At 47.3% G+C, this 18233-nt stretch carries 13 protein-coding genes; 9 read left to right on the top strand and 4 right to left on the bottom strand.

Annotated features, from left to right (window positions below):
* Window positions 1-35 precede the first annotated feature (35 nt).
* Genes NF212_RS09485 through NF212_RS09475 form a run of 3 tightly spaced genes read right to left on the bottom strand, consistent with a single transcriptional unit; the run spans window position 36 to window position 2875 of the window.
* The gene (locus NF212_RS09485; RefSeq protein WP_434354967.1) at window positions 36-1310 is read right to left on the bottom strand and encodes a TRAP transporter large permease; all 1275 of its coding nucleotides are present in this window, start codon (window positions 1308-1310) and stop codon (window positions 36-38) included.
* The gene (locus NF212_RS09480; protein WP_434354965.1) at window positions 1310-1849 is read right to left on the bottom strand and encodes a TRAP transporter small permease; all 540 of its coding nucleotides are present in this window, start codon (window positions 1847-1849) and stop codon (window positions 1310-1312) included. Before NF212_RS09480 ends, NF212_RS09485 begins: the two co-directional genes overlap by 1 nt.
* A gap of 60 nt (window positions 1850-1909) precedes the next feature.
* Complete coding sequence (locus tag NF212_RS09475; RefSeq protein WP_434354963.1) at window positions 1910-2875, bottom strand: TRAP transporter substrate-binding protein; 966 nt, start codon at window positions 2873-2875, stop codon at window positions 1910-1912.
* Between the two features lie 636 nt (window positions 2876-3511).
* Between NF212_RS09475 and manD the strand changes: the two genes are divergently transcribed.
* From manD to NF212_RS09460, 3 genes are read left to right on the top strand one after another with little or no spacing between them, the layout of a single operon-like run.
* The gene (manD, locus tag NF212_RS09470; RefSeq protein WP_434354961.1) at window positions 3512-4720 is read left to right on the top strand and encodes a D-mannonate dehydratase ManD; all 1209 of its coding nucleotides are present in this window, start codon (window positions 3512-3514) and stop codon (window positions 4718-4720) included.
* A 6-nt stretch (window positions 4721-4726) separates the two neighbouring features.
* Window positions 4727-5422: a FadR/GntR family transcriptional regulator gene (locus NF212_RS09465; protein WP_434354959.1), complete on the top strand. Its 696-nt coding sequence runs from the start codon at window positions 4727-4729 to the stop codon at window positions 5420-5422.
* Window position 5423: 1 nt separating this feature from the next.
* On the top strand, window positions 5424-6440 hold the full coding sequence (locus NF212_RS09460; RefSeq protein ID WP_434354957.1) for a Zn-dependent oxidoreductase: 1017 nt from the start codon (window positions 5424-5426) through the stop codon (window positions 6438-6440).
* A 283-nt stretch (window positions 6441-6723) separates the two neighbouring features.
* Here the strand turns inward: NF212_RS09460 and NF212_RS09455 are convergent, their stop codons facing one another.
* Window positions 6724-8394 (bottom strand): glycoside hydrolase family 13 protein, encoded by a 1671-nt coding sequence (locus NF212_RS09455; RefSeq protein WP_434354955.1) that lies wholly within the window; start codon window positions 8392-8394, stop codon window positions 6724-6726.
* Window positions 8395-8614: 220 nt separating this feature from the next.
* On the opposite strand from NF212_RS09455, the gene NF212_RS09450 reads away from it, so the two are divergent.
* From NF212_RS09450 to NF212_RS09425, 6 genes are all read left to right on the top strand, one after another.
* Window positions 8615-9526 (top strand): LysR family transcriptional regulator, encoded by a 912-nt coding sequence (locus NF212_RS09450; RefSeq protein ID WP_434354953.1) that lies wholly within the window; start codon window positions 8615-8617, stop codon window positions 9524-9526.
* A gap of 293 nt (window positions 9527-9819) precedes the next feature.
* Window positions 9820-11139 carry a carbohydrate porin gene (locus NF212_RS09445; RefSeq protein WP_434354951.1) on the top strand — a complete coding sequence of 440 codons (1320 nt, stop codon included), beginning with the start codon at window positions 9820-9822 and terminating at the stop codon, window positions 11137-11139.
* Between the two features lie 139 nt (window positions 11140-11278).
* Entirely contained in the window at window positions 11279-12142 is an 864-nt protein-coding gene (locus tag NF212_RS09440) for a MalM family protein (protein ID WP_434354949.1), read from the top strand.
* Window positions 12143-12166: 24 nt separating this feature from the next.
* The gene (locus NF212_RS09435) at window positions 12167-13954 is read left to right on the top strand and encodes an alpha-amylase family protein (RefSeq protein ID WP_434354947.1); all 1788 of its coding nucleotides are present in this window, start codon (window positions 12167-12169) and stop codon (window positions 13952-13954) included.
* Between the two features lie 80 nt (window positions 13955-14034).
* On the top strand, window positions 14035-15210 hold the full coding sequence (gene malE, locus NF212_RS09430) for a maltose/maltodextrin ABC transporter substrate-binding protein MalE (protein ID WP_434354945.1): 1176 nt from the start codon (window positions 14035-14037) through the stop codon (window positions 15208-15210).
* A gap of 67 nt (window positions 15211-15277) precedes the next feature.
* A complete protein-coding gene (locus tag NF212_RS09425; RefSeq protein WP_434354943.1) occupies window positions 15278-18064 on the top strand; it encodes an amylo-alpha-1,6-glucosidase in 2787 nt (928 codons plus the stop codon).
* The last annotated feature ends 169 nt before the right edge of the window (window positions 18065-18233 follow it).

Genomic DNA, 18233 nt, shown 5'->3' with positions numbered 1-18233 from the left:
TCCTTATAACTTCATAAATCAAAAATGAATCCAAATCACATGAACATTGATGGCAACCAAAGAGAAAGAGCCGGGATATAGGTAACCAACATCAAAATTGTTATATTGCAAATTAAAAATGGAATGATTGCCTTTGCTACCTTTTCCATTGGAATTCCACCAATTCCTGATGCGACAAATAAACAAACGCCAACTGGTGGGGTAGTCAAGCCAATCATTAAATTCAATACGGCAATAATTCCAAAATGGACTGGGTCTACACCAACAGCGACTGCCACTCCGAGTAAAGTTGGAAACAAAATAATGAGTGCGGCAATTGTTTCCATAAATGAGCCAACAAGTAGCAAGAGCAAATTAATAATCAGGAGTACAACGATTGGATTGTCACTGATCGTTAAAATTGCCGATGCGATTTTCTGTGGTATTTGCTCAGATGTCAGTATCCAGCCGAATACATTAGCCAAACCCACAAGCAGCATTAATGAAGCTGTCGTCACTGCTGTAGACAGCATGATGCCTGGGAGATCCTTGATTGATAAGCCCTTGTATATAAACTTTCCGATTATAAAAGCATAAAGTGAGGCAACCACAGATGCTTCTGTCGGTGTAAAATAACCCCCGATGATTCCAACCAGTATAAATAATGTGAGGGATATTGCCCAGCTACCGGTTTTCAAATGAACCAGAAGTTCACGCAGGGTTGCACGTTTTTCCTTTGGGTATCCACGTTTCAGGGCAAGGTAATAGGTGGTTGCCATCATGCCGGCACCGAGCAAAAGGCCAGGGACAGCGCCCGCAAGGAATAGCTTACCAACAGAAATGCTGGTGAGTGTGCCAACAATGATCATAGGGACGCTGGGCGGGATGATAGGCCCAATGGTGGACGAAGCCGCTGTCACAGCCGCGGCAAAAGGTTTGTCGTATCCGCTTTTGGCCATTCCCGGAATCATTACAGAGCCAATCGAGGCCGTGTCTGCAACCGCGGTACCAGATACACCGCCAAAAAGCATGGAACCACTTACATTTGCCAGCCCAAGTCCTCCCCGGATATGGCCGAGAAGTGCGTTACTGAGACCGATGATCTGTTCTGTGATGTTTCCTCGGTTCATCAGGTTGCCAGCCAGAATAAAGCCAGAGATGCACAAAAGAACAAACGAATCTATTCCGGAAAACATTTTCTGGGGAATTACAGTGAATGAGATGTCTGTAAGCCACAAATAGACCAGAGACGACATTCCCAATGTAATTGCTATAGGAAAACCCAATGCAAGTAATACAAGGAATACAGTAAACAATGCATAAACTTCCATTACGAATCCTTCCAATTATACAGAATGTATAGGCGGCGAATAATGTCTAAGGTGATGAAAAAGAGTAAATTTGATAATATCAACACGCTGGCGAAGAAGATGGTATTCATAGGTATGGCTAACACTGGAGACGTTTGCCATCCGCCTATTTTCATGTATTGAAGAGCGTACGGGATGATCGTTATGATAAAGAATGATTGTGCTATGTTGATAATCAGCATAAAGGACACGCGGTGTTTTTCTTTTAACTTCGATAAAATAATGTCGACGCTGACCAGTTCACCTTTTTTAAATGCTATCCCAACTCCAAATGCAACCGTATAAATGAAAAAGTAGCGTGAAAGCTCTTCTGTCCAAGGGGGAGTATTTTCTAAAAATGTTCTGGCGAAAACTTGGAGTAACACAACGCCGCACAGTGCAGCCAAACTTAGAACAGTCAATAAGCTGAAAATCTTTGTCACAACCTCATCAAGAAAATCAATCAGCTTTAAGAGACTGGATTGATATGAATGTGGTGATAACTTGGATTTATAGCTCATAGTTAAACCTTAAATAGGGAGGAGAGACTCCTCCCTGATGGGTATTTAACAATAGATAACTTACAATTTTTGGATTTTTCCGAAAAGTTCCATCTGCTCTTCGTTCAGGCTATTTTGAACTGCTGGGAGAGCTGCATTACGGAATGCATCTTGGTCTACGTCAACAAAAGTCATGCCTTTTGATTGCAGCAATTCGACCAGTTTCGTTTCGTCTTCCTGGAACAGCTTTCGCTCGTACGCTTGCATTTCATTTGCAGATTCTCGAACGATTTGTTGCAGGTCTTCTGGCATCTTTTCCAATTGACGCTTACCAATTACAACATAGATCCAGCTGCGCACATGCTCGGTTTTATTCACGAACTTCTGGACTTCAAAGAAGGAGGCACTGTTGATCAGCGAAAGGGGGTTTTCCTGCGCATGGATGGTACCTTGTTGAAGCGATGTGAATACCTCAGAAAACGCCATTGGGGTTGGTTTTGCACCCAGTTCATTCCACACTTCGACGAAGATAGGCACATTAGGCACACGCAAAATAGTACCCTTAAGTGCATTTGGTGTTTCGATGGGCTTGTTTGAGGTCAGGTTGCGGGGGCCGCGTTCAAACCACGTGAGAGGCACTAAACCAGATTTTTTGATGATTTGTGATTCAATTTCTTCACCGAGAGGGCCGTCGGCGACTGCCTTCATATGTGCGCTGTCCCTGATTGCATAGGGAATGCCGAGAAGAGCGGCCTTGGGGGCCCAATTTTGGAGTGATTCTCCTGAGATGGTCATGTCCACCGTACCAAGTTGGATACCGTTAATTATGTCCATCTCTGAACCCAATTGGGAGTTTGGGTATACTTTTACATCAATTCGGCCATTCGATTTTTCTTCGACCAGCTTTTCAAACTGTAGTGCTGCTTTATTCCAGGTGTTGTCGTCATTGGCTAGATGACCAAACTTAAGAGTGTAGTCAGCAGCGGAGGCTGTGGTGGCTATCAGTGCGCTGGCTATTACCGCTCCGCTAAAAAGAATATGCTTCATTTTTTCTCTCCACGTCGGGTTGTATTGCCTTTGCTTATGGTCTAAGCAATTTGGTTAAATTGTACAGACAATCACAAGCTAGCACTCGATTTTCGTTATTAGTATGTTAATTGTTTGTTTGTGTGATCTATATCATTAGCGGTCATAATCATCACACATATCAAGCAGGGGCGTTATCTGCATGAATGCATAAAAGGTGGTGGCTGATTTACGTAGGTGAACGTTGACTTAACGAATGAATGTAAGTCTATCTTGAATAATTTCGAATGAGCATAAAACCCATATAAAACAAGCACTATTCAATGATTCCTCGATATGGGAGATGTTTGCTATGTGACCGGGGTTTGTAAATAGGCTGAAGAAGAACAGTGGTTTTTTATTGAGCGCCACTGGACAACATTTCACATAAATGAGCCCGGCTTCCTTCTGTATTTCATGAAATTATTATTCTGTCTCTTCATTTGGAATAGGTTGTAAACCAATGTTTAGACCAGAATTGCACTACTATTTCTCCAGAATTGGTCTGGACAATAATTTTCTCGTGAATATACTAAGACAGAATACAAACAAATTGATAACAAAGACTATTCGAGCAGGAAAGACACATCGCCATCAATACAGTGGAAGTCGCGATCAATGAAAATTATCAATGCCAGGGTTTTTGTCAGCTCAGCCGGCCGCAACTTTGTTACTTTAAAAATAGAGACTGATGAAGGTATCTACGGTGTGGGTGACGCTACGGTCAATGGACGCGAGCTTGTCGTCGCAAAGTACCTTGAGGAGTATGTCATTCCCTCATTGATTGGAAGAGACGCCAGCCGTATAGAAGATACATGGCAATATTTTTTCAAGGGGTACTACTGGAAAAAGGGCGTTATAGATATGACAGCCCTTGCCGCTGTAGATATGGCGTTGTGGGACATTAAGGCAAAAGCGGCGGGTATGCCTTTATATCAACTGTTAGGCGGAAAAAGCCGCGAATATGTAAATGTGTATACCCATGTAAATGGCGTTACTGTTGACGATGTACTTGCAGGTGTCTCTGATGCGATTGGAAAAGGGTACCGCTTTATCCGAATTCAATGTGGTATCCCCGGTTTGGAAAAAACCTACGGCGTGGCAGCGAAAGGTGAAATTTATGAGCCAGCTTCCTCCAGGCTTCCCGAGGAGCACGTATGGTGCACCAGCAGTTACCTGAATTCAGTTGAATCCGTTTTTAAAGCGGTTCGTGAAAAGTTCGGCTTTGACATTGAACTGCTAACCGACGTTCACCATAGGCTTACGCCCATAGAAGCGGCGCAACTGGGTAAGGTGCTTGAGCCCTACCGGCTCTTCTGGATGGAGGATCCCACTCCGGTAGACAATCAGGAGGGACTAAAACTGGTTCGCCATCACACTACGACCAAGATAGCCGTCGGGGAAGTGTTGAGTTCAGTTTATGATCTCAAAGACCTCATTATAAATCAGTATGTTGACTATATAAGAACAACCATTTTACATGCTGGTGGCATTACACATATGCGGCAAATAGCGTCCTTGGCATCACTGTACAACGTGAAGATGGGATTCCATGGTCCGACCGATCTTTCTCCCATATCCATGGGTTGTGCTTTGCATTTCGACATCTCTGTTAATAACTTTGGTATTCAGGAACACATGGCGCACTCTGATGAGATGGAGTCTCAGTTTACGCGGTCATACCAATATGAAGAAGGTGCATTTTACGTAGATGATACGCCCGGGCATGGGGTTGATATAAACGAAGAGGTGATGCTGGCAAACCCTTATAAAAAATCCAGCTTGCCTGTGAACAGATTGAAAGATGGAACGTTATATAACTGGTAAATAAGAATGACAAACAAGAATCAAGGTCGACTGTATCTTACTGTTGCGAATGAAATGATTGACCGAATCAAACAAAAGCAATATGCGGTCGGAGACAAAATTCCACCGGAAAGAAAACTGTCAGAGGAACTGGGAGTCAGCCGAACAGTGATTCGTGAAGCCATGGTGTATCTGGAGCTTATCGGGGTTGCTACGATCAAAAAAGGCGCTGGAGTCTATGTTACCAACAGCGAGCCGACTCAGGGCAACAGCCAGATTCCTGAGTACACGCCTTACCATATTTTGCATGCGAGGAAAGTCATTGAGGGTGGGTTTGCACGCGCTGCTGCAGAGAGTAAGACGGATTCACTGGTGGAAGAATTGGAACGCTGTATTGCAATGATGGAAGCATCCCTGTTCTTTTCCGACAAGGAATTGCGGCACAAAGCATCCATTGACGCTGACAGACAATTTCATGCACTGATTTCCAGTGTATGTGACAACCCGATTCTTGAAACGTTTCATGGCGATCTTATGTCCATGCATTTGAAAGGAAAGATGTGGATGCGAATGGAATCCATGGCAGAAAACCCAGCAGCTCAGGGCCGTTGGATTAAGGATCATAAGAAAATATTTACTGCTATTAAAAGTGGTGATGGGGACGCAGCAGAAGCAGCAATGGTTGAACACCTCGATAACGTGATCAATATACTGTGTGGGTAATATGAAGTCTTTTGTTGTCGGAGCAGCAAACAAATTTGGTATTGAGGACTTGCCTGTTCCTCAACCTGGGGCGGGCGAGGTTTTGGTCAAAGTTGCCTATGCAGGGATATGTGGGTCAGATATGCATATCATTCATGGGCAAAATCCCTTCGCTACGTATCCCCGGATTACGGGGCATGAGTTTGTTGGTACCGTTGAAAATATAGGAAACAAGGTTACAAAAATTCAGGCAGGGCAAAAGGTCGTTATCAACCCTGCCATCAGCTGCGGAAAATGTCGGCCTTGTGTGATAGGTCGCCCGAATGTGTGTACGCGGCTAAAGGTGGTGGGTGTGCACCGGGATGGCGGATTTACTGAATTCCAGTCAGTGCCGGAAACCAACATCCATGTTTTGCCCGACGGACTGTCGTTGAGAGATGCCGCTTTAATCGAACCATACAGTATTGCCGCCAATGTCTTTGACAGAATGGGATACCAAAAGGGAGACCAGGTACTTGTATATGGAGCCGGCGTGATTGGATTGACGGTCATACAAGTAGCAAGAATACTAGGTATTCCCTCAATTGTTGTTGATATAGTCGATGACAGACTTGAAGTGGCGGAAATGTTGGGCGCTGGCTGTGTTATTAACTCAATGACGGAAAGTGTCGAAGACAGAGTGACAGAAATGACGGACGGCGAGGGTATACCACTTATCGTAGACGCTGCGGGTATTCCGGGACTGGTCCCTGAAATCCTGAAGTTGGCAGCGCCAGCGGGTTCAGTATGTTTGCTCGGCTTTTCTTCAACACCCAGCGAAGTCAGTCAGATTGAAGTAATAAAAAAGGAATTGACCATAGTCGGTTCCAGATTGAACAACAATATGTTTCCAACTGTAATTGGCTGGATGGCTGACGGCTTGTTGGATACGGAAAAACTGATTACCCATGAATTTCCATTAGAAAAGGCGCCTGAAGCGATTAACCTGATAGAAAATAGTCCTCATCTTGTCAGAAAAGTCTTGCTCAATATTCAGTGATTACGTTCTGGAAACATATTATCGCCAAGAGATTATTCAAAGCGCGTAAGCCTATTGTTAACAGAGAAAATAATTGATAAATCTGTGCCCGCCAAGGAATCAGTTATTAATGGGTCATACTTCTCTTTGAATGTGATTGGTGCTGAAAAGAGAATGACTAAATGCATCTTCAGTGATGGATTTCTTCTCCTGTGCTTACTTTGGAAACAGGCACTATAAATTTTATAGTGCCTTTTTTTAAAGCATCCCGAGAGAAATTCAGGGGTATGTATTGCTTCTTTCTTTAACACTCAGTCAGAACAGCAAAAGATTCAAATGGTGACAGTGTCACACTTTTTTCAAGTGCGCTTCGTTCGCTGTCATTGCTGATAACACAGCGGCCAGATACTTGCCACTCTGATGGAATCTGTACAGTGGTTTCTTCAGATGAGAAGTTGTTGATCACCACCAGAGCCTTTCCATCGAGCTGACGCACATAACCAAATACGGTTGGGTGGTCGGCAAACAGTGGGGTGAAATCACCGTAAACAATGACCGGCAGCTCGTGGCGCAGTTCTACCAGGCGCTTGTAGTGCCAGAATACTGAATCTTTGTCTTCCTGCGCTGCTTCAACATTGATATCTGGATAATTCGGGTTTACCTGAATCCACGGATTGCCTTTGGTAAAGCCACCGTGTGGCGTATTGTTCCAATGCATTGGCGTGCGGGCATTGTCGCGGCTGTTTTCATGTATTGCTGCCAGCATTGCTTCTGGGGATACGCCATTTTCTGTGCGTTCTTTGTAGAAATTCAGGGTTTCGATATCGCGATAGTCATCAATGCTGTCAAAGGCGACATTGGTCATGCCGATTTCTTCGCCCTGATAGATGTAAGGTGTGCCTTTCAACATATGCAGCGCAGTGCCCAGCATCTTGGCAGATTTTACGCGGTATTGCCCTTCACACCCGTATTTTGAAACGGCGCGCGGCAAGTCGTGGTTATTCCAGAACAGCGAGTTCCAGCCCTTGTCAGAAAGCTCAGTCTGCCATTTAGTGAGGATGGCTTTAAACGCGGGCAGATCCAGAGGAACAGGGGTCCATTTGTCGCCGTCGCCCCATGTCAGGGTGATGTGTTCAAACTGGAACACCATAGAAAGCTCTTCACGCACCGGGTCACTGTACAACATTGCGATTTCCGGGGTCGCTCCCCAGGTTTCACCCACTGTCAGCAAATCCTTGCTGCCAAAGGTCTCCCGGTTCATTTGCTGCAGAAGAGGGTGAAGGCGAGGGCCGTTGCCGGTAATACCTTTATCGATTTCCTTACCGATAAGGTCGATAACGTCCATTCGGAAACCGCCGATACCCTGGTCAATCCACCAGTTCATCATCTTGTGCACTTCTTCCTGCACTTTAGGGTTTTCCCAGTTCAGGTCAGGTTGCTTCTTAGAGAACAAATGGAAGTAGTATTCGCCGGACGCTTCATCGAATTGCCACGCAGAACCACCGAACAAAGAGCCCTGCTCATCCGGCGCAGAACCGTCTTCTTTAGGCTGTCGCCAGATATAGTAATCGCGGTAAGGGTTGTCTTTGCCTTTTTTAGCCTCAACAAACCATGGGTGTTCATCAGAGGTGTGGTTAACCACCAAATCCATAATGACACGGATATCTCGCGCTTTGGCTTCTGCGATCAATTGCTGCATATCCGCCATGGTACCGAATTCCGGTGCAATATCCTGGTAGTCGGAGATATCGTAACCGTTATCATCCATTGGCGATTTGTAAACCGGTGACAGCCAGATAACGTTAATACCCAGGCTTTTGAGGTAATCCAGCTTACTGATAATACCTTGCAGGTCACCAATTCCGTCTCCGTTGGAGTCGCAGAAACTACGCGGGTAAATCTGGTAAACCACGGCATCGTGCCACCAGCGGGCTTCCAGTGTAGTAGGGATTGCAGTTTTAGAAGGCATGTTCATCGAATTAACCTCGGAATACAGGAAACTGAGGCTGATATTAGGAGGAACTTTCCGTGTCGGGAAATACATGATTGCCCTAATGATATAGATAAATTTAATATCATGGCGTATAACAGCAAGGCAAATCACGAAATCACGGTATGTTCTGGTTTTTAGGCAATCTCGAAACGTGAACTCCATCATGCCATTTTTTCTTCCTATCTTGTTCCAGGTGCGACTAATGGATAAAAGCTATTACCAGTTTCTGGCCGTTGCTGAGCACGGCAGTATCAGCGGTGCTGCTTTGGCACTGAATCTCAGCCAACCTACGTTGACCGCAACCATTCGGAAGTTGGAAGGGCAACTTGGTGTGCCTCTGCTTATCCGCAAATCAAAAGGGGTAGAGTTGACAGAATACGGGCAGTTGCTTCGTCAGCAGGCGGAAGAGATGGCAAGGCGTCACCAGCGTATGCTTGACCAAATGGCTGACCTTAAAGCACGGCGCACTCAAAAAATCAAAATGGGTACCGGTGATGCGTGGTGGGAATTGTTTGTTAAAGATGCCATTGCGGAATACACCCACGGTAACCCGGCTATATCTGTCGATCTGGAATTCGGTAACCACCTTAAACTGATGGACTTGCTGCAACACGGACATATCGATCTCTTTATGGGGCACGAGATTATAGGGCTTTCAAGCCGGTACCCGGTTTCTTTTATGCCGGTGTTTCAGGATGAAGAGGCATTTTACGTACGAGAAAATCATCCATTGTTATTGAGCAATCATCCGGAAAGTGAGTCTTACCTTTATCCGCTATTGCGTGTCACGCCAGATACAGAACCTTACCGGCACCTGTTGGATGACCTGGGACCAAAACAGCGTGAAAACCAGCAAAAAGGGTTGGGGGAGCGCATTGTTTACAACGTAGGTTCCCTGTCAGCCAGCATTGATATCCTGAAAACACTGCCAGCAGTGATGCCGTATCCCGCCAGAATGAAAGGCTATTTTGCAGACCTTGGAATTGTCCCACTGCCACTTAACCAGTCCGGCCAGAAAGGCACCGTTGGTATCTACTATTTGCATGATGAACAGGGAGATCATCTCCATGCGCTTCTCTCTATGCTTAAAGAGCGCGCAATTCTAATGGATTAATTTTTTGACAAAAAATAAGGTGAATATTTGAGGTTGTTTTAGATGAACCTACATAATTATCTGCTTTTGATATCAGTGAAATTTATAGGTTGGTCACTCTTTTTACGCTAAATACGCCCTGTTTCTGTGACCGTTGTTACATACTCACCTGCTCCTCCTCCTGCCTACGCCTGAATCCTACGCCCGGCTGATCCCTTAGGGCGGAGGATGTTGGGCAATCGTAAACCCTGAAATATGTGTCCCGAAAGCACTTGGTTATCCAAAAGCAACAATACTTAAAAAGGGACATAAGAATGAAACGCTTACCAGTAGCAGCTGCGGTACTCGCAGCACTTACCTCTTATTCTGCGTTTGCCGCCGACAGCGAAGTGAAAGCCACCGACATCCTGACTGACGGTTGGGAAGTTCACGGTTACGGTTCGATGAACTACCGTTCCAACGATGAGCAGTCATTTGATACTGAATTCGGCAAACCGGATTACAAGACTGCCGGTACCATGGGCAAGAGCAGCTCCCAGGTTGAATTTACCGTTAAAAAACACACTCAATACGGAAACGAAGTATACAGTGACTTTATTATCCGTGCTGAATACGGAAACGGTGACTCTTACTACTACAGTTCACCTGGCAGCCAAAAACTGAACAACAATGCCCAGTTTGAAATTAAAGAAGCTTATGTTGCTCTGGGTAACCTGCCTTACCTTGCCGATGACACAGAAATCTGGGCTGGTCGCCGTTACCTGAACCGTGCAGCCGGTGGCCTCTCTGGTGAGTTCTGGAAACAGTCATCTGGTGAAGGTGCGGGCTTTGAAACCAAGTTTGATAATGGTCAGCGTGGCGGTATTGCCTTGGTTTCTGCTGACCCTAACGCCGGTGCACTTGATGCCATGCCTCCAGGTAGCGGTGGAGTTAAGGATGGCGACCGCACCACACTGAGCTCACTGAATTTCTATTACTACGGTGTTCAGGCACTTAACGGTTCTTTCGACTTCGACCTGAAAGTGATGTACCAGGCGAACAAATCCGATCCCCAGGCTGATAACGGCGTAGGCGTCGGTGTGACATATAACACCAACTTCTATGGCCTGGATGGCTGGTCACAGACCGCACTGACTTACGGTAAAGGCCTGGCTTCAAACCGTGGTCTGAACTTTGGCAGCTGGAACTCAGCCCCTGACTCAGATGAATCACTTTTCTTTACTTCCTACGGTGTGGCAAATCTGGGTACAAACTGGCAACTGGGCACTGAAGTAACCTGGTTCCAGGCGCTGGATACCCTGTTTGGTGCGAAAGACCTGAAACGTGGCCTGATTGCATTCCGCCCAAGCTATAAAATCAATGACAACTTCCGTCTGGAGTTCACAGGTTCTTATGGTTATGAAGACGGCAAAGATGGCTATTGGGACCGTACAGGTGATGCGGTAGAAAGCCAAATCCTGAACGCTGAAATCGCAACTGTGTTTACGGTGAATGCGGATTACTTCGGACGTCCACAAATCAAGCCATACATCAGCCACATCAAAGCAGATGATGATGCCAGTGCAAAAATCATCGGTATCAACAACGGTGATAGCGACACCATCTTCGGTGTTCATGCTGAAATCTGGTTCTAATAATACCTTCTCAGGCAGCCTTCGGGCTGCCTGTTTGAGTTTGTAGCCCTGCATTTTTAAGTACAAATGCCTTACCGAAAGTTCAGGGCTATCGTCTCAAAACCTAAAACTACCAGTCCCGGAGACGAGGGGGAATGAAATGAAAAAACGCTATTCAACGCTTGCTTTGATTTTGGCTGCTTCTCTGATGGGATGTGCAAACACTCCGGTTGAAACTGTAAAGAATGTATCCATAGAACAGGCAGTTTGCTGCACGGATTACAGCCAGTTCGGTTGGATCCCTCTAAATGGTGAAGAGTTGGATGTCACCATTGACAGCCGCTCCCCGGTAGCATCTTTTGACGGTGGGAAAAGTTACTTTGTGGCATTTTCCATGCCTGAATCCATTGACCGTTTACAGGTTGACCTGACCAGTTGGATGAGTTCAGAAGGGGTGTTTGCCCCTAAAATACTGTTGCTGGATAGCAGGTTTAAACCGGTCAAAACCATCGATCTAGATGCGTTTGCTGTCAGGCCGTCAGATATGTTCCACCTATCGGGTTACCACAACCGGTTCGTTATTGACCGGAATGAAACACCTTACATGGTGGTCTACTCTCCAGAAAAATACCGACAAGGCTCCATCACCATTCCTCACCCGGAACGTGTACGTGCGGAAGAGTTGGGAATGGCTCGCCCAATGGTCACTGACCCGGTTATCCAGCATGCCAAATTCGGTTCACTGGAATTAGACCTCAAGCCTTTGACACTGCGTGCTTACCGAATTGAAGAAAAACCGGCCAACGCATCACCTGTTGAGCATTCTAAAGCTAAGGTTGAAACTGCGGGAGTGATGAAAACTCCGGTCAGCATGATGTCTGAAAGCGAAGCGTTCTATAACGGCAAAATTGAACAGGCAGTAAAAGCCGGAGATATTTCCCTGGCGCTGAAATGGCTTGATGAAGCCAAGCGTGCAGGTTCAAAAACCGCCGAATCGACGTTTATCAACTTAGTGAAACCGTAACAAACGACGTGTAGAGACTGGCCGATGAAGAAGAACAACAAAAAAGTGGTCTATCAGGTATTTACCCGCCTGTTTGGAAACCAGAATACAAGCAATGCGCCTTGGGGAACCAAGATGCAAAATGGTGTTGGAAAATTCAGTGACTTTACCGATAAGGCTCTATCTGAAATCAAGGCGCTCGGCGTCACCCATATCTGGTATACCGGCGTACCGCACCATGCATTGATCTGCGATTACACCGAATTTGGAATCAGCAAAGATCACCCGGCCGTTGTGAAGGGGCGAGCCGGTTCACCGTATGCGGTGAAGGACTATTACAACGTCAACCCGGATCTGGCTGACAACCCGGCAGAGCGCCTTGAAGAATTCAAAGCATTGATTGACCGAAGCCACAAAGCCGGCCTCAAGGTCATCATGGATATCGTGCCGAACCATGTTGCGCGCAGCTATGAAGGTCTGAGCAACCCCGAAGGTGTGGAAGACTTTGGTGCATCGGACGATACCTCATTGGAATACCACCGCGACAACAACTTTTATTACCTGCCCGGTGAAGCATTTGAATTGCCGGATTATGAAGAAGGTTTTGCACCTTTGGGTGGGGAAGAGCATCCAATGCTGGCTGAGGCTTACCACGAGTTCCCGGCGAAGTGGACCGGCAATGGTGCCCGGAAAGCAAAGCCGGATTTTGATGACTGGTATGAAACGGTCAAGGTGAATTACGGCATTCGCCCGGACGGCAGCAAAGACTTTGATGAGCTGCCGAAAACATATATGGCACTTAGCCATGAAGCGCATTTTCAATTCTGGCAGGGCAAGTCAGTGCCAGATTCATGGCGCAAGTTCCGCCATGTCGCTGAATATTGGCTGATGTTGGGTGTTGATGGTTTCCGCTATGACATGGCTGAAATGGTGCCGGTAGAATTTTGGAGCTACCTGAACTCGGCGATCAAATATATCGACCCGGACGCTTTTTTGCTGGCAGAAGTCTACCAGCCGGACCTTTACCGAACTTACATCCATCAAGGCAAGATGGATGCGCTTTATGACAAAGTTGACCTGTATGACACCCTGAAAGCCGTCATGCAAGGGAAAGTATCTACTGACCATATCGCGGCCAATCAGCGCCAGTTGGCAGACATTGGAAACCATATGCTGCATTTTCTCGACAACCATGATGAGCAGCGAGTTGCCAGCCCGCAATTTGCTGGGGATGGTGACAAGGGCAAGCCTGCCATGTTGGTTTCTGCGCTGATGGACAAAGCCCCTGCCATGATTTACTTCGGTCAGGAAGTGGGGGAAGCTGGCGATGGCGACATGGGATTTGGCCGTCAGTCTCGCACATCCATTTTTGACTACTGCGGTGTGCCATCCCATCAACGCTGGATGAACGGCGGCAATTTTGATGGCGGACAGCTTTCGGACAAAGAAAAAGCGCTTCGGGACTTCTACAAAAGGCTGCTGAATTTCACCCTTTCTGCACCGGCTCTGGATGGCGACTATGCGGAGCTGCATAACGCGAGCCGGGAAGCAGGGCTGGGATATGATGAGACCATGTTTGCTTTCGCCCGCATTTCACATGAAGCTGGCCAGAAGCTGATTGCGTTTAGCCACTTTGATACTCAAGCCAAAGGCAAGGTATCTCTCGTGATACCTGCTGAGGTGATTTCTGCCTGGCAACTGGCGGACGGCTGTTATCCACTTTGCGAAGCCCTGTATGGCTATGAAACGGCAACACTTCGGGTAACGGACGGTTGCGGCGAGGTAACAGTAATTGCCGACGCATTGGCAGCCAAAGTCTTCGAACTTACCTGATCTTCCTTACTGATCTCTTTTTGGCACCGGCTTGCTGAAGCCGGTGCGCTTTCGGTTTTCATTCAAAAAGGACGATAACTATGAAACCTGCACTGACTCTACTTTCTGTGCTGACTGCCGCTGCGCTGTTTCCGCTTTCCGCCAACGCGATGCAGGAAGGGGAGATCCTTATTTGGATCAATGGTGACAAGAGCTACGAAGGTCTTGCCGAAATCGGCCGCCAGTTTACCGAAGACACCGGTGTCTCAGTAAATGTTCAGTACCCTGAATCCCTTGAAGCCAAGTTCCAACAGGTTGCCGCAACCGGTGGCGGTCCGGACATCATTTTCTGGGCGCATGACCGCTTTGGCGGATATGCGTCAGCCGGTCTTCTGGTGGAGTTGAACCCAAGCAAGGCTTTCCGGGAAAAGCTGGTGGATTTTAGCTGGGATGCAGTCACCTGGGACGGCAAACTGGTTGGTTACCCGGTGGCGTTGGAAACCCCGTCTCTGATTTACAATAAAGATCTGCTTGCGAACCCGCCAAAAACCTGGGAAGAGCTTGAAGCCATCGACAAAGAGATGAAGGCGAAAGGCAAGCGCACCATCATGTGGGATGTGAAAAACGCTTACTTTACCTGGCTAATGATATCTGCCAACGGTGGTTATGCGTTCAAGAAAACAGAGACCGGGTTTGATGGTTCCCAGATTGGCGTAAACAGCCAAGCCGGACAAAATGGCCTTCAATTTCTTGTTGATTTGACAAAGAAAGGGGTTATCTCACCAGATATGGATTACGCGGTATCTGAAGCCGAATTTAACAAAGGCAATGTGGCGATGACCATTAATGGCCCCTGGTCATGGGCGAATATGGACAAAACCGGTGTGAATTACGGGGTAGCCGTGCTGCCAACGCTGGATGGCGGTGCATCTAATCCGTTTGTTGGCGTTTTGAGTGCAGGCATCAACTCATCAAGCCTGAACAAGGATCTCGCTGTCGAGTTTCTTGAAAACTACGTCATCACTGATGATGGCCTGAAAACCATGAATGACGACAAACCACTCGGTGCGGTGACGCTGAAATCCTTCCAGCAAGTATTGGAGAAAGACAGCCGCATAGCTGCCACCATGACCAATGCTGAAAACGGTGAAATCATGCCGAACATCCCGCAAATGACTGCTTTTTGGTTTGCAGAAGGTGCAGCCATTGAAAACGCAATCCTTGGTCGCCAGACCGTTAAGGACGCGCTTGACTCCGCGGCGATGCAAATCAACTAACTTGCTAAACGCCCGGTACGTTTCTCCTGTGCCGGGTTTTATTGTCACAGACCAATCAGGATAAACCGTGAACGCGACTGCACCTATTTCTGAAACGCTTTATATCCGTGGCACCTTCAACGGCTGGGGTGACGATACGCCGATGGGATACAGTGGAAACAACCGCTACCAAGCCACGCTGTGCCTTTCTGCTGACCGCCACCAGTTTAAGATTTCTGACCGCGATGGTTCAGAGCTGCTGACGTTTTCCGCAGACAAACAGAAAGCCACTCAGTGTGAACTGGCATCGCCTTGTGCCCTGATGCCAGCAAAAGGCATTGGGAATGACCTTATCCTGGATGCCCCCCAGACCGGGCTGTATACCCTGACCTTGGATATCAGTGACCTTTCTGCACCCATTCTGACAATTGAACTCGGTGGTGAGAACTTGGATGCGGATCCCAACAGACCGCTTCTTTCAGCGGAAATTCGTGTTGAGCCAAGCCCGGATGTCATCATTCAGGGTAAGCCTGAGCCGGTACTTTCCCCGGATGAGTTGTTTGAAGCAATGGCTATTCGCGAGAACGGAAGTTACCCGTTTGTGTTCGGTGACAATGTTGACGGTTATTACGAAGGTTTTACCCACCGGTTTGTCTCTGCGGGGAAATACCGACATAAACAGGGTTGGTTCCTTGGTACCTTTGCCACACTGGTAAACGGTGTATTAAAGGACAAAACTAAAGCCGATGAAGCGGCGTTATATCCTTACGGAATCACCCATGAGTACGCTAACGGGCTGAAAGATACCCTTAGTATCTTTTCCGGCAGGCGAATGGCTGCGTTGCGGGTTCAAAGTGAAGACGAAGCCAAACTTGGCGTTGTACCTGCGTTAAACCTGGCAATCAACCAATCTTCCGTTGTTGCTTATGACAACTGCGTGGTATATGCGCTGGAAGAATCGCTGCGTCAGCCGGATGCTCCCTCATTTGTAGCCATCACTGCCAATAAGCCGTTTACGTTCCGAGAGGAAACACTGTCTGGCTTTCCTGAACTCGACAGCGTTATGCACCTCAGCGGCCTGCATGTAAAACCGGTGATTGAAACCACACGCCCGGAAAAGGAACTGACGGTTTATCTGGCCTTTGCCGAGACTGAGCAAAAAGCGAGGGAAATGGCTGAGGCGGCTTACAAAGAAAACGGCTACTACCTGCACCTGCAGGCAACCTATGACATGCTGACCCGCAGTTATCTATGGACGTCTGATGAGACTTATAACCGCGCCCTGATGTGGTCCAAGGCAGCAGGCAAAGTCTTTGTATCCCGCGAATTTGGTACGGGTATCTGGGCGGGTTTACCATGGTTTAAAGATTGCTGGGGACGGGACTCTTTTATAGCAGTACCGGGTATTACGCTGGCCAACGGCGATTTTGATGATGCGCGTGACATCATTACCAATTTCGCGTCCATGCAGCAAAAGGACCGAAATGATATTAACTATGGCCGGATTCCCAACCGGGTTTCGAGCGCCACCAATATCATCTACAACACCACTGATGGTACGCCTTGGATGGTTCGTGAAATCGGCGAATACCTCCGCTATAGCGGAGACAGCGCTTTCGCCGTCGATATATACCCGGTTGTAAAGGCATACGTCGAGGGCGTTGAGCAGAATTACCTGGACGAAAATGGCCTGATGAGCCACCGACACCCGGATACCTGGATGGATGCCAAATGGGAAGGAAAAATCCCGTGGTCAGCCCGTGGTAACCGTGCAAACGATATCCAGGCGCTCTGGTTTACCAGTTTGAAAGTGGCGGCTGAACTTGCTGAATTGTCTGGTGACGATGCTGGCCAGCAGAAATTTTCGGCTATGGCTGAAAAAGTACAGAGTGCATTTAACCGCCTGTTCTGGGACAGTCGACTGACGTTGATGGCTGACCGAATTGAGGGCGACGACACACAGGATTTCCGGTGCCGCCCTAACCAGTTAATGACGCTGACTGTGCCTCTCGAGCAGGATTTGGTACCGGCAGAAAACGGTGCGCATGTGGTAAAAAATGCGGTGAATGAACTCTTGTTCCCGTGGGGTATCAGCTCGCTTTCCCAGCACGACCACTGGTTCCATCCTTACCACAACGGCCGGGATGAATACCACAAGGATGCCGCCTACCATAACGGTACCATTTGGGGATGGAATGCAGGGTTTACCGTATCTGCCATGCTGCAATACGGGGAAAAAGAGCTGGCATACAAACTGACACAAAATCTGGCGGACCAGATTCTTTCCATCGGCCATCGCGGAACCATGAGTGAGAACCTCGATGCTTTCCCAGACGAGAATGGCAACCTAGTGACAACCGGTACCTACGCCCAGGCGTGGTCAGTGTCGGAATTTCACCGCAACGGGTATCAGGATTATGTTGGCTTCCGGCCGGACATGCTCAAAGGAAAGGTTTCCCTGATACCTCAATTTCCTGCATGTTGGACCGACGCGTATGCGACGCTGCCATTCGGAAACGGTGAGAGGCTGTTAGTATCTTTCCAGAGAGAAGGAAGTAAAGAAAAATATACAGTGTCATACAGTAATGGGGTAATTGAAATGGCATTTGGTTTTGATACCCAAGCCGGGATTCGTCAGCATTATTCCCTCAAATTGGAAAATTCCATGGATTTAGTGGTCGACTCTGAATCTGGCACACTTGATGTTGATGGGGTAACTGTTGCACCTGTCAGTACAGTTTCAAATCAAAAAGAAATCATCGGACAGTTGCAGTTTAACAGGCCGTTAGTTGACCGCAGGTACCCTGTGCTGGGCGGAACGGGCCTGTTGGAAAAAGAGATCCTTTCACAGCAGTATGATGCGAACGAAGATTAGACTTGGTCAGAAAGTTTTATCTTAGATAATAGTCAGCTCGATTAATCTTCTAGTTTTCTGTGAGTTAAATGAGGTTGGTATGATGTGTGTAGCCCTTGAATCATGAGGGCTTGCAAGGGAAATAAAATATTTCTATTTTGTACTTCACATTCGTTCCATAACTGTTATA

The organism is Parasalinivibrio latis (assembly GCF_036825535.1).
Lineage (GTDB): Bacteria > Pseudomonadota > Gammaproteobacteria > Enterobacterales > Vibrionaceae > Parasalinivibrio > Parasalinivibrio latis.
The sequence above is the reverse complement of the archived record's forward strand: the minus strand, read 5'-3'. Positions and strand labels throughout refer to the sequence as shown.

What these genes read in the sequence shown, in the direction of transcription:
- NF212_RS09455 (WP_434354955.1), bottom strand. Translation starts at nt 8,394, where the DNA reads ATGAACATGCCTTCTAAAACTGCAATCCCTACTACACTGGAAGCCCGC.
- NF212_RS09485 (WP_434354967.1), bottom strand. Translation starts at nt 1,310, where the DNA reads ATGGAAGTTTATGCATTGTTTACTGTATTCCTTGTATTACTTGCATTG.
- NF212_RS09460 (WP_434354957.1), top strand. Translation starts at nt 5,424, where the DNA reads ATGAAGTCTTTTGTTGTCGGAGCAGCAAACAAATTTGGTATTGAGGAC.
- NF212_RS09445 (WP_434354951.1), top strand. Translation starts at nt 9,820, where the DNA reads ATGAAACGCTTACCAGTAGCAGCTGCGGTACTCGCAGCACTTACCTCT.
- NF212_RS09480 (WP_434354965.1), bottom strand. Translation starts at nt 1,849, where the DNA reads ATGAGCTATAAATCCAAGTTATCACCACATTCATATCAATCCAGTCTC.
- manD (WP_434354961.1), top strand. Translation starts at nt 3,512, where the DNA reads ATGAAAATTATCAATGCCAGGGTTTTTGTCAGCTCAGCCGGCCGCAAC.
- NF212_RS09475 (WP_434354963.1), bottom strand. Translation starts at nt 2,875, where the DNA reads ATGAAGCATATTCTTTTTAGCGGAGCGGTAATAGCCAGCGCACTGATA.
- malE (WP_434354945.1), top strand. Translation starts at nt 14,035, where the DNA reads ATGAAACCTGCACTGACTCTACTTTCTGTGCTGACTGCCGCTGCGCTG.
- NF212_RS09450 (WP_434354953.1), top strand. Translation starts at nt 8,615, where the DNA reads ATGGATAAAAGCTATTACCAGTTTCTGGCCGTTGCTGAGCACGGCAGT.
- NF212_RS09435 (WP_434354947.1), top strand. Translation starts at nt 12,167, where the DNA reads ATGAAGAAGAACAACAAAAAAGTGGTCTATCAGGTATTTACCCGCCTG.
- NF212_RS09465 (WP_434354959.1), top strand. Translation starts at nt 4,727, where the DNA reads ATGACAAACAAGAATCAAGGTCGACTGTATCTTACTGTTGCGAATGAA.
- NF212_RS09440 (WP_434354949.1), top strand. Translation starts at nt 11,279, where the DNA reads ATGAAAAAACGCTATTCAACGCTTGCTTTGATTTTGGCTGCTTCTCTG.